A 14,696-nucleotide genomic window follows, 5' to 3' on the forward strand; every position below is an offset into this window, starting at 1 on the left:
TGATTGGCGCGCTGGAAGACATCGAGAAGATCGTGAAGGGCGAAGCCGGCACCATCATCTCCACCGAGAAGGCCGGGATTGAGTGGTACTGAGCGGGTAGAGGTATTGCGGTGTTGTGAACAAGGGCGGCCATGGCAGCCCTTGTTGCATGGTGGCGGCAGAATCAGGCCAGGCCCAGTTCGGCGGCATGGTCGCGGCACAATGCCTGGCCGGCAGCATAGCCGGCCTGATACATCTGCGACAGGTTGGAGTAAGACCAATCCAGCTCCTGCTCACGCTGCTCCGGACGGATGAACTGGTCGTAAGCCACGCGCAGCAACTTGGTACGCGGCTTGCCCTCGGCATCCTTGTTATGCAGGGCCTCGAACAGCTTCAGGTCATCACGGGCAATTTCGGTCAGCGGGGTAATGATGGACTGCACCCAGGCATCGTACAGATCGCGCGGTGGGTGCAGCAGCTGTTCGCTGCCCAATACATCGAACACCACGGTGGTATCGATATAAGGGTGATCCTGGAACAGGCGCTTGAAGTTGAGGGTGTCAATGGCCGCGCCTTCGATGAAGTAATCGCCATCCAGCAGATAAGGCGGGTAGATCAACGGGAAGGACAGCGCGGCCAGAAAGTGTTCATGGTTGATCTGCTGCTTGTTCCAGCAGTCCATGCGCTTTTGGCTGAGGTTGTAGGCATTCAGGTAAAACTGCGGCTTGATGTCGGCCAGTCTGGCAAAGTCCACCACCTGGTCGATGAAGGGCACATGGGCGCACAAGCCCTGGCTTTGGGCGTTCAGATTGCTGGGGCAGAGGCTGGCCATCAAGTAGCTGCTCCAGTCGGCAGCCAGCCGTTGCAAGGGGCCCTGGTCGGCCTGGGCCTGGATGGCCTGCAGTAGCGGATTGGCCTGCTGCCATTGCCGCCAGATGTCGGCCAGCGGGCCGGGTTTGTTGAACACCTTGAAATTGACCGGGAAGGCGGCATACAGCGCATCGGCCACGCCCATGTCGGCCAGTTTTTCCAGTGCAGCCTTGGGGTCCTGTCCTTTGGCCGCGGTATACAGCAGGCCGACAATCGCGCCTGCGCCCGAGGTGGAGATGATGTCGAACTCGACGCCTGCTTCGATAAAGGCCACCAGCGAACCAGCCATCAGCGTGGCATTGGGCGCACCGCCACCCAGCACCAGTGCCAGAGTTTTCTTGTTGGAGCTCATGCGTGTACTTCCGATTGGGGAGATATCTGAAATTATGCGTTATGGATTGTGAAATTACTTTTTTTATTGGAAGAAATTTCAGATAAAAAGCGCTGCGGCTGAGTGGGCCGATCTACGTGGTTTTACCATGTACCTTGTAATGCACTGTAGATGGGAATAATATGCGGCTTGTCCTTGTGCAGTGCACGGCCCTCTACCGTGTAATGCAAGGTATGGGAGTCCGAGTATGAAAACGCAGTTGAAAAAGGGCACGCTGGATATGTGCGTGCTGGCCGCACTGGCGGCGGGAGACAGCTATGCCTACGAACTGGTGAGCATTCTGTCGCGCAGCATGGAGGTGAGCGAAGGCACCATGTACCCGCTGATGCGCCGGCTGCAGGCGGAAGCCTGGGTGTCGACCTACCTGGTGGAGTCGGCCAGCGGACCTTCACGCAAGTACTACACCCTGACTGCTGCAGGGCGGCAACAGTTGGTGCTGATGCAGCAGGAATGGCAAGAGTTCGTCGGCGATGTGAACAGTGTGTTGCAACTGGCCGCAGGGCGGGCCAAGGGAGAATCAGCATGAAGCAGCAGGAATTCATCAAACAATTGCAGGATGCTTTGTCTCGGCTGCCGGAAGGGGAGAGGCAAGACATCATTGCGGATTATCAGGAATACTTCCGCGATGGTCTGGCGGCAGGCCGCAGCGAAGCGGATATTGCAGCTGCCCTGGGCGAGCCGCAGCAGTTGGCGCGCGAACTGATGGCACGTCATCACATGGCACGCTGGGAGAGCCGCAAGAGCTTCGGCAACCTGTTTGCCGTGGTGGGCGCCATTGCCGGCCTGGGCTTTCTCAATTTCATGCTGGCCATTCCCTTCCTGTTTTATCTGTGGCTGCTGACCATGGCGGCGCTGGCTTCCACCGGCATCCTGATTGGCGGCCTGCTGCTGTTTGGCACCCTGGCGTGCAATGAACTGTTTGGCTGGCCGGCCATTCATGAATCGCGTGATGTACGGGCCATCTGGTCCGATTTTGCCCAGGGCGGCCCGGCGGGGAACATTCATATCCGGGGCAGTCGCGGCGAAACGGTTGATGTGGTGCGGGAGGCGTCGTCCGGCCGGGCCAGCATCCATATCCAGTCCAGAGATGGCACGGTCAGCCTGGAGCGCAATGCCAGTGAGGCGCTTGGCCGGCTGCAGATCAAGGATGAAACCGGGCAGGTGGATATCGCTGGCCTGGACTGGGGCTTGAGTCGCCATGGCATGCTGCTGACCGGCTTGCTATTGATGGCGCTGGGTGGCGGCGGCGTGTTTCTGTGCTACTTGCTGGCGCGCTGGACCTGGCGCGGTCTGCTGTCCTATGGCCGTTACCAGCTGGCTGTTCTGGACAGGGCGCGTGGTGCTCCAGTCTAGCTTTGCATGAGCGCAACGGCAGGAGTGGACGGGATGAGGGCGGGACGGCCAGTGGGCGTGGCAGGCAAGAGGTCCTACACTGCGGCCTGTGTCGCTAACCGGTATTGCGGCTGTTCAAGGAGCTTTGACATGGTCCGTGTTCTCACCCGCATGGTATGCGGTGTACTGCTGCTGGGCGCCAGCCTGTATGGTCTGCCTGGTATGGCACAGCCGGCTGATGCTGCCCTGGAGCAGGATAGGCTGCTGCTGCGCTTGCTCTCTTGTCAGCTGCCATGGGCGGAGGTGGTCAGCCCGAGTGTGCCGGTCGGCCTGGCCGTACAGCGTATGGAGGCATTGGGAAAGTCGGCTGCGGCAGGGGGCGTGGGCGATAAAACCATTGCCGGGCCACTCCTCCTTGGGCGTGCATGCTTGCAGAACGTGCATTTGGGTGGTGCCGCAGGATCATTCTGGGTCAGTGGGCAGGTGTGCCAACCGGGCATCGATGATTTCGTACGGGAATTGCGCAAGATCGGCGTGGCGCTCCATGGTGGCAAGTTGCCGCCAGCGCTAGCGGCATTGCCCATGCCAGCTTCCATGCCGCGTTACTGGGCTGGCACCGACCGGCAGTTCTATTTGCTGCTAAACGGCAGTATTGAGCTTGCCGGGAATGGCCTGCGGCTTGGGGACGACTCAGCGCTGTCCTTTTTCTGCATGCTACGTCCACCTGCAGAATATGAGCAGCGCTGAGCGGTGCGTGCTAGCGCGAAAGAGCGCAGTCGCTTGATGTCAGCCAGGCGGCAGCCTGGAGAAGGCGCAGGCTGCTTCCTGTCTGTTCCGCTCGATCCGCTACTGCAGGGTCACGCAGCGTGAACCGGCGCGGCTGTGGCTAGTGGCCTTCGTAAGAGCACACGGTGAATACATCCAGGCCGGCATCGCGAATCAGCTGGCCGCCACCCAGTTCGGGCAGTTCGATGATGGTGGCTGCTTCCAGTACATTGGCGCCCAGCTTTTTCAGCAGATTGTAGCCAGCCATCATGGTGCCGCCGGTGGCGATGAGGTCGTCAATCAGAATCACCCGGTCCCCCGCCTTGCAGGCGTCGGTATGAATCTCCACGGTGGCGTTGCCGTATTCCAGTTCGTATTCTTCCGCCACCGTGGTGAAGGGCAGCTTGCCTTTCTTGCGGATGGGCACGAAGCCGACATTCAGTTCGTAAGCCAGTACCGAACCGATGATGAAGCCGCGGGCATCCAGGCCGGCAATCAGGTCCACTTCCTCTTGCATGTAGCGATGGACATAGATGTCGATCAGCATGCGGAAGGTTTTGGGGTTTTGCAGCAGTGGGGTGATGTCGCGGAACATCACGCCCTGGCTGGGCCAGTTGGGTACGGTGCGGATCCAGCCCTTGAGGTAGCTGGCATAGTCGAGATTGCTGAGATTTTCCATGGCGCTATTGTACTTTCAAATGAAGCGATCGTGTCTGGCGGCGCTGAAAGTAAAAAGGCCCGCCGCAATAAGCGGCAGGCCCCGTGTGTCTGATGTCGATCAGGCGAAGAAGGCCAGCTTGAAGATCCACAGCGCGGCAATCACCACCACGGCCGGTTTCAGGTCGGCAAAACGGCCAGCCAGAATCTTGATCACAGCATAGCTGATGAAGCCGAAAGCGATACCGTCGGCAATCGAGAAGGTAAACGGCATGGCCAGCGCGGTCATTACCGCCGGGGCGGATTCGGTCAGGTCGTTCCAGTCGATTTCCGCCAGGCCGCGAGCCATCAGCACGGCCACATAGCACAGTGCCGGAGCGGTGGCGTAGGCCGGAACGGTCTTGGCCAGCGGCGAAATCCACAGGCAGGCCAGGAACAGGATGGCCACCACGGTGGCGGTCAGGCCGGTACGGCCACCCACGGCGGTGCCGGCGGCGGATTCGATATAGGCCGTGGTGGACGAGGTGCCCATGATGGCACCGGCGGTAATGGCCACCGAATCGGCCAGCAGGGCGCGCTTCAGGCGCGGCAGCTTGCCATCCTTGTCCAGCAGGCCGGCACGGTGCGACACACCCACCAGGGTGCCGGTGGTGTCAAACAAGTCGACAAAGAAGAACACGAAGATCACCCCCACCAGGCCGGCGCTCATGGCACCATGCAGGTCCATCTTCATGAAGGTGGGCTCCATGCTCGGTACCGGAGCGAAGATACCTTCGAACTTGGACAGGCCCAGCGCGATGGACAGCGCAGTCACCACCAGGATGCCGATGATGATGGAGCCCGGCACCTTGCGGTATTCCAGCGCCACGATCAGGAAGAAGCCCAGAATGGCCAGCAGGGTGGTCGGGTTGTGGATATTGCCCAGCGTCAGGTAGGTAGCCGGATGGGCGGCGATCACACCGGCATCTTTCAGCGCGATAATGGCCAGGAACATGCCGACGCCGGCAGAAATGGCAAACTTGAGCGAACGCGGAATGGCATTGACAATGGCCTCACGCACCTTGAACAGGCTGACGGCCAGAAAGACGATGCCGGAAATGAATACCGCACCCAGTGCCGCCTGCCAGGGGATCCCCATGCCCTTGACCACGCTGAAGGTGAAGTAGGCGTTCAGGCCCATGCCCGGCGCCAGAGCCATCGGATAATTGGCCACCAGGCCCATGATGGCGGTACCCAGCGCAGCGGCCAGGCAGGTTGCGACAAATACTGCGTTCAGGTCCATGCCGGTGGCGGACAGAATCAGCGGATTGACCAGAATGATGTAAGCCATGGTCAGAAAGGTGGTGAAGCCGGCGATCACTTCGGTCTTGACCGAAGTGCCGTGTTCCCTCAGCTTGAAAAAGCTTTCCAGTAGTTGCATGACAGAGATGCTCCGAGCCTTGTTATGGTTTGGTGAAGACGCGGGATTTTACTTCGGTGTGAAGACAAACACCTAAATCTTGACATGAAGATACTTTTGCTCTTAACCGGAAATGCACTCTGTGGTATTCTGAAAAATTACCCTTTCTTTGGCAGGAAGCTCAATTGATGAGCAAAGCAGTCGGGAACATCTATATCGTGGTGGCACCTTCCGGTGCAGGCAAAACCTCGCTGGTGGCGGCTTTGCTGCAGGCAGAGCCCACTGTCGAACTGTCCGTTTCCTACACCACGCGCCCTGCGCGCGCCGGTGAAGTGGATGGCCAGCACTATCACTTTGTCGGGCATGCCGAATTCCAGGCCATGATCGAGGGTCAGGATTTTCTGGAGTATGCCGAGGTATACGGCAATTTTTACGGCACCAGTGTGCGCTGGCTGCAAAGCCGGCTGGAACAGGGCCGTGACATCCTGCTGGAAATCGACTGGCAGGGGGCAGAGCAGGTGCGCAAGGTATTCCCGGAGGCGGTCGGCATTTTCATTCTGCCGCCTTCCATCGAAGAACTGGAACGCCGCCTGCGCGGCCGCGGTACCGACAGCGAAGAAGTGATTCTGCGCCGTCTGGCTTCGGCCCGTTCGGAAATCGACAAGGTAGCCGAATACGACTACATCGTGGTCAATGACGATTTCGAACGTGCCAAGGGCGATCTGGTCAGCATTTTCCGCGCACGCCGCCTGCGTGCATCGGTGCAAACCCAGCGACTGGCGCCGGCACTGGCCCGCATGGGCGTGCAGCGCGACTAGCACGCATTGGTTGCTCCGGCAAAACTCGATATAGTTATCCACATCGCGCAATTTACGAAAGAAATCACATGGCACGTATTACCGTAGATGATTGCCTGGATCGCATCCAGAACCGTTTTGACCTGACTCTGGCTGCAGCCTATCGCGCCCGTCAGGTTGCCTCCGGCGCGACTTCCTTTGTGGATGCCGGCCGTCACAAGCCCACGGTCGTTGCGCTGCGCGAAATCGCCGCCGGCCATGTAGGCAAGGAAGTTCTCACCCGTAGCAAGAGCTGATCAGGGTGCAGGCGGAGCGACACATGGAGACCGGGCTTGATATCGCCATCGATTACAAGGCACTGATCGAACGCGAAGCGGCGGCATTTTTCGAGGCAGCCGCCCGTTATCTCAAACCGGAAGACGTACAGTTGCTGCGCCAGGCCTTCGATGTCAGCCGCGAGGCGCACGAAGGCCAGACCCGCAAGAGTGGCGAGCCCTACATCACCCATCCGCTGGCGGTCGCTACCATGCTGACCGACTGGCGGCTGGATGTGCAGGGGCTGGCTGCTGCCTTGCTGCATGATGTGCTGGAAGATACCGGCGTCACCAAGCCCACCCTGGCCGAGAAATTCGGCAAGGTGGTGGCGGATCTGGTGGATGGCCTGTCCAAGCTGGAAAGGCTGGAATACCAGACCAAGGAAACCGCCCAGGCGGAAAACTTCCGCAAGATGGTGCTGGCCATGGCGCGCGACATCCGCGTCATCATCGTCAAGCTGGCCGACCGCCTGCACAATATGCGGACGCTGGACTCCATGCGCGAGGACAAGCGCCAGCGCATCGCGCTGGAAACGCTGGAAATTTACGCACCGATTGCCAACCGCATCGGCCAGAACAAGGTGTACCGCGAGCTGCAGGACCTGGCCTTCAAGCACCTGCATCCGCACCGCTACAGCGTACTGTCCAAGGCGGTGCGCGCCGCCCGTGGCAATCGCCGCGAGGTGGTCAACAAGATTCTGAAAACCGTCAGCCAGCGGCTGGTGGAAAGCAATATCGAAGCCACCATCAAGGGGCGCGAGAAAAACCTCTACAGCATCTACAAGAAAATGCAGGAAAAGCACCTGTCGTTTTCCGAGGTGCTGGATATCTACGGCTTCCGTGTGGTGGTCAACGACATTCCCAGCTGTTATCTGGCGCTGGGGGCCCTGCACAGCCTGTACAAGCCCATTCCGGGCAAATTCAAGGATTACATCGCCATCCCCAAGGGCAATGGCTATCAAAGCCTGCATACCACCCTGTTCGGCCCTTATGGCACGCCGGTGGAAATGCAGATCCGTACCCGCGAAATGAATGGCGTGGCCGAAGCCGGTGTGGCTTCGCACTGGATGTACAAGAGTGGCGACGCCGGCATCAATACCGCCCAGCAGCGCACGCACCAGTGGCTGCAAAGCCTGCTGGACATGCAGGAGGAGAGTGACGACGCCGTTGAATTCCTCGAGCACATCAAGATCGACCTGTTCCCCGACGAAGTGTACGTGTTCACCCCCAAGGGCAAGATCATGGTGCTGCCGCAGGGCTCCACCCCGGTCGACTTTGCCTATGCCGTGCATACCGATGTCGGCCATCGCTGTATTGCCGCACGGGTCAATCATGTGCTGATGCCCTTGCGTACCGTGCTGCGCAATGGCGATACCGTTGAAGTCATTACCTCCACCCAGGCCAAGCCCAATCCGTCCTGGCTGACCTTTGTGCAGAGTGGGCGTGCGCGCTCCGGCATTCGTAACTATCTGAAGAGCCTGCAGCGCGAAGAAGCATCCACGCTGGGCGAAAAGCTGCTCAAGCAGGCGATTGGTGCGCTGGCGGTGTCGCCGCTGCTGCTGGACGACGCGCTCAAGGCCGAATACATGGCCGTGCATGGCGACAAGCTGCAGGGCTTCCAGGAAGTGCTGGCGGAAATCGGTGCCGGCAAGCTGCTGCCGATTGCCGTGGCGCGGCGTCTGGTCGAGCTGGCCGGCGAGCGCCTGGGCGAGGACGTCAAGGTGGGCCCGGTCACCATCCGTGGCAACGAAGGCGGCACGGTGCAGCTGTCCAGCTGTTGCAATCCCTTGCCGGGAGATGAAATCCTTGGCGTCATCACCAAGGGCCAGGGTCTGGTGATTCACCGGATAAGCTGTCCGAATGTGCAGCGTGTCGATCACGACAAGCTGCTTAACGTCAACTGGGAAACCCAGCGCGACCGCATGTTCGGCGTCAGCGTCAGCGTGCTGGCGCGCAATGAGCGCGGTGCGCTGGCCGATATCGCCGCCGCCATCTCGCAGGCCTCGGCCAATATCGAAAGCGTCGATACCCAGGATACCCATGTGGGCGACGGCTTCATTCACATCCATTTCCGCCTGCAGGTGGAAAGCGTCGAGCATCTGTCGCGGGTGCTGAACGAGGTCCAGAATCTGGTGGTGGTGCAGCGAGCGGAGAGGAGATAAGCCATGCAGTTGCGCATCAATGGCGAAGTGAAGGAATTTGCCGCGCTGGCTACCGTGGCGGAGCTGGTGCAGGCGCTGGAACTGGTCGGCAAGCGGGTTGCCGTCGAGCTCAATGGCGAGATCGTACCTCGCAGCCAACACGGCCTGGCCGCGCTGGCTGACGGGGATGAACTGGAAATCGTCGTTGCCGTTGGCGGCGGCTGATAACACCGTAGCAAGGAGTAGACAGTGCAGGATCAACTGGTCATCGCAGGCAAGGCATATAATTCCCGTTTGCTGGTCGGAACCGGCAAATATCGCGATTTCGAACAAACCGCCCAGGCGCTGGATGCCTCTGGTTGCGACATCGTCACCGTGGCGATTCGGCGCGTGAATCTGGGTCAAAACGCCGGCGAGCCCAATCTGCTCGATTTTTTGCCGCAGAACCGTTACACTCTGCTCCCCAATACGGCGGGCTGTTATTCCGCCGAGGATGCCATCCGTACCTTGCGCCTGGCGCGCGAGCTGCTGGATGACCACCGTCTGGTCAAGCTGGAGGTGCTGGGCGACTCCGGCAACCTGTTCCCCAATGTCAAGGAAACCCTGAAAGCCGCCGAAGTGCTGGTCGCCGAGGGCTTTGACGTCATGGTGTACACCTCGGATGACCCGATCATCGCCCGCGAGCTGGAACAGATCGGCTGCTGCGCCATCATGCCGCTGGCCAGTCTGATCGGCTCTGGCATGGGCATTCTCAATCCGTGGAATCTGAAACTGATCATCGAGCAATCCAGTGTTCCGGTGCTGGTGGATGCCGGGGTGGGTACCGCCTCCGATGCGGCCATCGCCATGGAACTGGGTTGTGATGGCGTGCTGATGAATACCGCGATTGCCGCTGCCGGCAATCCCGTATTGATGGCACATGCCATGAAACTGGCTGTCGAAGCAGGCCGCGCCGCCTATTGTGCGGAGCGCATGCCGAAACGTTTTTATAGCGCTGTACCAAGTTCTCCTAGTGAGGGGGTGATTTCTTCTCGCAAGCCGTGATGCACAAAAGCGCCACAAAAAGCTTGCCGGGAATGCTTCAGACTTTTCCAAACCGCGTATTGTTGTTAAAATGCTGTTTTTTATAGGTAGCGGTACGTCCATACCTACGGATCTAAGGATACTTGAGTCAATGCCGAATATTCGCGTTAAAGAAAACGAGCCGTTCGAAGTCGCCATGCGTCGCTTCAAGCGCGCTGTAGAAAAAACCGGTCTGCTGACCGAACTGCGCGCCCGTGAGTTCTACGAAAAGCCGACCACCGAACGCAAGCGCAAGCACGCTGCTGCCGTAAAGCGCCACTACAAGCGCATTCGCAGCCAGATGCTGCCGCCGAAACTCTTCTAAGAGTTGCTCCGGCAATAAAGCGGGACCGCAGGCATGGCCTGCGGTTTTGCCATTTGTACTCCAGAATTCTACTGCCATGTCTCGACATGGCCCTTGCGTGAGCACGACATGAGCCTCAAAGTTCGCATCAGCGATGACATGAAGTCCGCCATGAAGGCAAAGGACACCGAGCGTCTGGCCGCCATCCGCCTGTTGATGGCCGCCATCAAGCAAAAGGAAGTGGACGAGCGTATCGAGCTGGATGATGCAGCCATCGTGGTGGTGATCGACAAGATGCTCAAGCAGCGTCGTGACTCCATCTCCCAGTACGAAGCCGCCCAGCGCCAGGATCTGGCCGACAAGGAAAAGGCCGAAATGACCGTGCTGATGGCCTATATGCCGCAGCAGCTGTCCGAGGCGGAAATCGACGAGCTGGTCGCCAAGGCCGTGGTCGATAGCGGTGCTGCCTCCATGCAGGACATGGGCAAGGTCATGGGCCTGCTGCGCCCGCAACTGGCTGGCCGTGCCGATATGGCGCTGGTGTCAGCCCGCATCAAGGCCAGGCTGACCGCCTGAGCTGTGGCCGGGCGCGGTCAGGCCCGGTATTTTGTTCCCTCGTGTTAAGGCAGGTATTCGCCGTTGATTCCACAGGACTTTGTTGATCAGTTGCTGTCCCGTGTCGATCTGGTCGACGTGGTGGATCGCTATGTCCCGCTGAAGAAGGCCGGCCAGAATTATCTGGCCTGCTGTCCTTTCCACAAGGAAAAATCCCCTTCCTTCACTGTCAGTCCCAGCAAGCAGTTCTATCACTGCTTTGGTTGTGGCGCGCATGGCTCGGCCATCGGTTTCGTCATGGAATACCAGGGGCTGGGTTTTGTCGACGCGGTGAAGATGCTGGCGGAAAGCATCGGCATGCAAGTGCCGGAAGTGCGCAGCAGCAATCCGGAAGCCAGCCGGGCAGCGCGCGAGCGTCAGTTGTCGCTGGAAGAAGTGATGCAGCTGGCAGCAGGCTATTTCAAGCAGCAACTCAAATCCGCGCCGCTTGCCATCAGCTATCTGAAAGGCCGCGGCGTCAGTGGTGAAATTGCCGGCCGCTTCGGTCTGGGGTATGCACCGGGCGAATGGCAGAACCTGCAGGCTGTGTTCCCGCAGTACCAGGACGACAAGCTGGTGGATGCCGGCCTGGTGATCCTGAATGAAGAAAGCGGCAAGCGTTACGACCGCTTCCGTGAGCGGGTGATGTTTCCCATCCGCAACCAGCGCGGCGCCATCATCGGTTTTGGTGGCCGGGTGCTGGGCAAGGGGGAACCCAAGTATCTGAACTCGCCGGAAACGGTGCTGTTCGAAAAAGGCCGCGAACTGTACGGCCTGTATGAAGCCCGCCAGGCCATCCGCGAAAAGAACCGCGTACTGGTGGTGGAAGGTTATATGGACGTGGTGGCGCTGGCGCAATATGGCATCGGCTATGCGGTGGCCACGCTGGGCACCGCCACCACTGGTGAGCATGTGCGCAAGCTGATGCGCCATGCCGACCAGGTGTATTTCTGTTTTGATGGCGACAAGGCCGGGCAGAAAGCCGCCTGGCGTGCACTGGAAAACAGCCTGCCGCAATTGCAGGATGGCAAGGCGCTGAATTTCCTGTTTTTGCCGCAGGAACACGACCCGGACAGCTATATCCGGGAATTCGGCAGCGAAGCATTTGAACAGCAGCTGGCAGAGCACAGCCTGCCGCTGTCGGTTTACTTTACCCGCGAGCTGACTGGCCGCGTGGACATGAATACGCCGGAAGGGCGGGCCGACCTGATCAAGCAGGCCAGCCCGCTACTGGCACAGATTGCCGCACCGGCGCTGGGCTTCATGATCAGAAAAAGGCTGGCGGAACTCGCCGGCATGGATGTCGACGATTTCGACATGCTGACCACGGGCAAGAAGGCGCCGGAGCGCAAGGGCAAGCGCGAATACCGCTTGCCGGAAGAATCATATCGCCAGATCAACACGCCCATCGTCCACAAGCAGATCAAGTGGCTGCTGATGAATCCGGCGTGGGCCGGTGATGTGACATTGCCGGACAGCCTGCCGCTGTCCGACGAACTGGCCTGCTTTGCGATGTTGGCCGAAAGTGTGCAGGGACACGAACAGCCGCCCAATACGGCGCAATTGATAGAGGGGCTGCGCGGCACCCCCTACGAAGGGCTGATCGACAGTGTGCTGCACCAGGCCATGCAGGATCCGGACGAGTTTGCCGACCCCGGCGAGGATGATCGCATCCAGTTTCAGCACGGCAACGCCAAGCTGTTGAAAATGCTGCGTGAAGCCCAGGTGGAAAGGCTAAAACTGAAAGACCGCAACGAAGGTCTAACGCCGGAAGAGAAAGCATTATTCAGGGAACTGCTCCGAGACCTGCTCGGCTCATCCCCGTGAGCCAGGGCAGAAGTGACGTAGTTGTGTTATAATCAACTGTTTTTTTCGGCTTATTTTAAGCAGGAAGCAAAATGGCGGCCTCTCCCGAAAATCAAAAAGACGTGCAGGACAACGAAGAACAGGTAATGAGCCTGGAAGAGCAGCGTAAACGCCTGCGCCAGCTGATTGCCCTGGGCAAGGAACGTGGCTATCTCACCTATGCTGAGATCAACGACCACCTTCCGGAAGATGTCTCCGATGCCGAACAGATCGAAAACATCGTCACGATGATTTCCGGCCTGGGCATCCAGGTTTACGACGAAGCCCCGGACGCAGAAACCCTGCTGATGTCCGATGCCACCCCGGCCGTGGCGGATGAAGACGCGGTGGAAGAAGCCGAGGCAGCCTTGTCCTCGGTCGACTCCGAGTTCGGCCGCACCACCGACCCGGTGCGCATGTACATGCGCGAAATGGGCTCGGTCGAGCTGTTGACCCGCGAAGGCGAAATCGAAATCGCCAAGCGCATCGAAGACGGCCTCAAGCACATGATCCTGGCCATCTCGGCTTGTCCGGGAACCGTGGCCGAGGTGCTGGAACTGGTCGAGCGCATCAGCAAGGAAGAAATCCGCGTTGACGAAGTAGTGGATGGTTTCATCGATCCGAACGCCGATACGGCTGAAGCGGCCCTGCCGTTTGCCGAACCGGAAATCGAGGAAGACGCCCTGCTCGAAGACGAGGAAGCCGACGCTGAAGACGACGAAGCCAGTGCCGAAGCCGCCAACCTGGCCAATCTGGAAGAACTGAAGCAGCAAACGCTGGAGCACTTTGCCGGCGTTCGCATGATGTTCGACAAGATGGTCAAGGTGCTGGAAAAGGAAGGCTCCAAGTCCAAGGCTTATCTGGAGCTGCAAGACGCCATCACCACCGAATTCATGATGGTGCGCTTCTCCACCCGCCAGATCGAATCGCTGTGCGAATCGCTGCGTCGTCGTGTCAATGAAATCCGTACCTTCGAGCGTGATATCCAGGATATCTGCGTGACGCGCGTACGCATGGACCGCACCCACTTCATCAAGGTCTTCCCCGGCAACGAAATCAATACCGCCTGGGTGGAAACCGAAATCGATTCCGGCAAGGCCTGGAGCGAGGCGCTGACCCGCTTCAAGTACGCCATCATCGAGAAGCAGACCAAGCTGTCCGAGCTGCAGGATCGCGCCATGCTGCCGATCAAGGAGCTCAAGGAAATCAACCGCCAGATGTCGGCGGGTGAGTCCAAGGCACGCCGCGCCAAGAAGGAAATGATCGAGGCCAACCTGCGTCTGGTGATTTCCATTGCCAAGAAGTACACCAACCGTGGCCTGCAGTTCCTCGATTTGATCCAGGAAGGCAATATCGGCTTGATGAAGGCGGTGGACAAGTTCGAATACCGTCGTGGTTACAAGTTCTCGACCTATGCCACCTGGTGGATTCGTCAGGCCATCACCCGCTCCATTGCGGACCAGGCCCGCACCATCCGTATCCCGGTGCACATGATCGAAACCATCAACAAGATGAACCGCATTTCGCGTCAGATCCTGCAGGAAACCGGCCGTGAGCCGGACCCGGCCGAACTGGCGGAAAAGATGGAAATGCCGGAAGAGAAGATTCGCAAGATCATGAAGATTTCCAAGGAGCCCATCTCCATGGAAACCCCGATCGGCGATGACGACGATTCCCATCTGGGTGACTTCATCGAGGACCAGAACAACCTGGCACCGTCTGATGCGGCGATGTACTCCAGCCTGAAGGACGCCACCAAGGAAGTGCTGGACACCCTGACCCCGCGTGAGGCCAAGGTGTTGCGCATGCGTTTTGGTATCGACATGAATACCGACCACACCCTGGAAGAAGTGGGCAAGCAGTTTGACGTGACGCGCGAGCGGATTCGTCAGATCGAAGCCAAGGCCCTGCGCAAGCTGCGTCACCCGACCCGTTCGGAACGTCTGCGCAGCTTCCTGGATAATGAGCCGGGCGGTCAGTAAGCTGGCCTTGTAGGCAGGAAAACATCCCCAAGCCGCTTGCATCCGGGCTTGGGGATTTTTATTTGTCTCTGCTATAATGCCCCCCTTCGGGCCTCTAGCTCATGCTTGGTTAGAGCAGCGGACTTAACAAGTGATCTCCTAAGACTCGACAGAGGACGGAGCGCGCTAATTGGGTTGCCTTGGCGCAAGTTGACTCTGCTCCTTGGTAGAACTGCTCAAATTCGGGGAAACCTCTGTTGCCTTGGCAGCGTGGCAATCCCGAGC

At 59.1% G+C, this 14,696-nt stretch carries 15 protein-coding genes; 12 read left to right on the forward strand and 3 right to left on the reverse strand.

Annotation, left to right across the window (positions count from 1 at the left end):
* Nucleotides 1–163: 163 nt before the first annotated feature.
* Nucleotides 164–1,201 (reverse strand): patatin-like phospholipase family protein, encoded by a 1,038-nt coding sequence (locus tag JHD64_RS12965; protein WP_110313381.1) that lies wholly within the window; start codon nt 1,199–1,201, stop codon nt 164–166.
* Between the two features lie 226 nt (nt 1,202–1,427).
* On the opposite strand from JHD64_RS12965, the gene JHD64_RS12970 reads away from it, so the two are divergent.
* From JHD64_RS12970 to JHD64_RS12980, 3 genes are all read left to right on the forward strand, one after another.
* Entirely contained in the window at nt 1,428–1,766 is a 339-nt protein-coding gene (locus JHD64_RS12970) for a PadR family transcriptional regulator (RefSeq protein WP_059284929.1), read from the forward strand.
* Complete coding sequence (locus JHD64_RS12975; RefSeq protein WP_199053491.1) at nt 1,763–2,593, forward strand: DUF1700 domain-containing protein; 831 nt, start codon at nt 1,763–1,765, stop codon at nt 2,591–2,593. The genes JHD64_RS12970 and JHD64_RS12975 overlap by 4 nt, the downstream gene beginning before the upstream one ends.
* Before the next feature lie 129 nt (nt 2,594–2,722).
* Nucleotides 2,723–3,319, forward strand: a complete 597-nt coding sequence (locus JHD64_RS12980) for a hypothetical protein (RefSeq protein ID WP_199053492.1) — start codon at nt 2,723–2,725, stop codon at nt 3,317–3,319.
* Between the two features lie 139 nt (nt 3,320–3,458).
* On the opposite strand, the gene JHD64_RS12985 is transcribed toward JHD64_RS12980, so the two are convergent.
* Together JHD64_RS12985 and JHD64_RS12990 are read right to left on the reverse strand one after the other, a co-directional pair.
* Nucleotides 3,459–4,016: an adenine phosphoribosyltransferase gene (locus JHD64_RS12985; protein ID WP_059284932.1), complete on the reverse strand. Its 558-nt coding sequence runs from the start codon at nt 4,014–4,016 to the stop codon at nt 3,459–3,461.
* 99 nt (nt 4,017–4,115) lie between these two features.
* Nucleotides 4,116–5,414 carry an NCS2 family permease gene (locus tag JHD64_RS12990; protein ID WP_059284933.1) on the reverse strand — a complete coding sequence of 433 codons (1,299 nt, stop codon included), beginning with the start codon at nt 5,412–5,414 and terminating at the stop codon, nt 4,116–4,118.
* Between the two features lie 167 nt (nt 5,415–5,581).
* Between JHD64_RS12990 and gmk the strand changes: the two genes are divergently transcribed.
* The 9 genes from gmk to rpoD all read left to right on the forward strand — a co-directional run bounded on the left by gmk (nt 5,582) and on the right by rpoD (nt 14,432).
* Nucleotides 5,582–6,211: a guanylate kinase gene (gmk, locus tag JHD64_RS12995; RefSeq protein ID WP_059284934.1), complete on the forward strand. Its 630-nt coding sequence runs from the start codon at nt 5,582–5,584 to the stop codon at nt 6,209–6,211.
* A 68-nt stretch (nt 6,212–6,279) separates the two neighbouring features.
* Nucleotides 6,280–6,486, forward strand: a complete 207-nt coding sequence (rpoZ, locus tag JHD64_RS13000; RefSeq protein ID WP_059284935.1) for a DNA-directed RNA polymerase subunit omega — start codon at nt 6,280–6,282, stop codon at nt 6,484–6,486.
* A 23-nt stretch (nt 6,487–6,509) separates the two neighbouring features.
* Entirely contained in the window at nt 6,510–8,666 is a 2,157-nt protein-coding gene (locus JHD64_RS13005; RefSeq protein ID WP_199053493.1) for a bifunctional (p)ppGpp synthetase/guanosine-3',5'-bis(diphosphate) 3'-pyrophosphohydrolase, read from the forward strand.
* 3 nt (nt 8,667–8,669) lie between these two features.
* Nucleotides 8,670–8,870 (forward strand): sulfur carrier protein ThiS, encoded by a 201-nt coding sequence (gene thiS / locus JHD64_RS13010; protein ID WP_059284937.1) that lies wholly within the window; start codon nt 8,670–8,672, stop codon nt 8,868–8,870.
* A gap of 24 nt (nt 8,871–8,894) precedes the next feature.
* Nucleotides 8,895–9,689, forward strand: a complete 795-nt coding sequence (locus tag JHD64_RS13015) for a thiazole synthase (RefSeq protein WP_059284938.1) — start codon at nt 8,895–8,897, stop codon at nt 9,687–9,689.
* A gap of 130 nt (nt 9,690–9,819) precedes the next feature.
* Complete coding sequence (gene rpsU / locus JHD64_RS13020; protein ID WP_059284939.1) at nt 9,820–10,032, forward strand: 30S ribosomal protein S21; 213 nt, start codon at nt 9,820–9,822, stop codon at nt 10,030–10,032.
* 108 nt (nt 10,033–10,140) lie between these two features.
* On the forward strand, nt 10,141–10,587 hold the full coding sequence (locus JHD64_RS13025; RefSeq protein WP_059284940.1) for a GatB/YqeY domain-containing protein: 447 nt from the start codon (nt 10,141–10,143) through the stop codon (nt 10,585–10,587).
* A gap of 63 nt (nt 10,588–10,650) precedes the next feature.
* On the forward strand, nt 10,651–12,432 hold the full coding sequence (dnaG, locus tag JHD64_RS13030; RefSeq protein WP_199053494.1) for a DNA primase: 1,782 nt from the start codon (nt 10,651–10,653) through the stop codon (nt 12,430–12,432).
* Nucleotides 12,433–12,503: 71 nt separating this feature from the next.
* On the forward strand, nt 12,504–14,432 hold the full coding sequence (gene rpoD / locus JHD64_RS13035) for an RNA polymerase sigma factor RpoD (protein ID WP_059284942.1): 1,929 nt from the start codon (nt 12,504–12,506) through the stop codon (nt 14,430–14,432).
* Nucleotides 14,433–14,696: the final 264 nt, after the last annotated feature.

The sequence above is a fragment of the Aquitalea sp. ASV15 genome (assembly GCF_016429115.1).
GTDB classification, from domain to species: domain Bacteria; phylum Pseudomonadota; class Gammaproteobacteria; order Burkholderiales; family Chromobacteriaceae; genus Aquitalea; species Aquitalea magnusonii.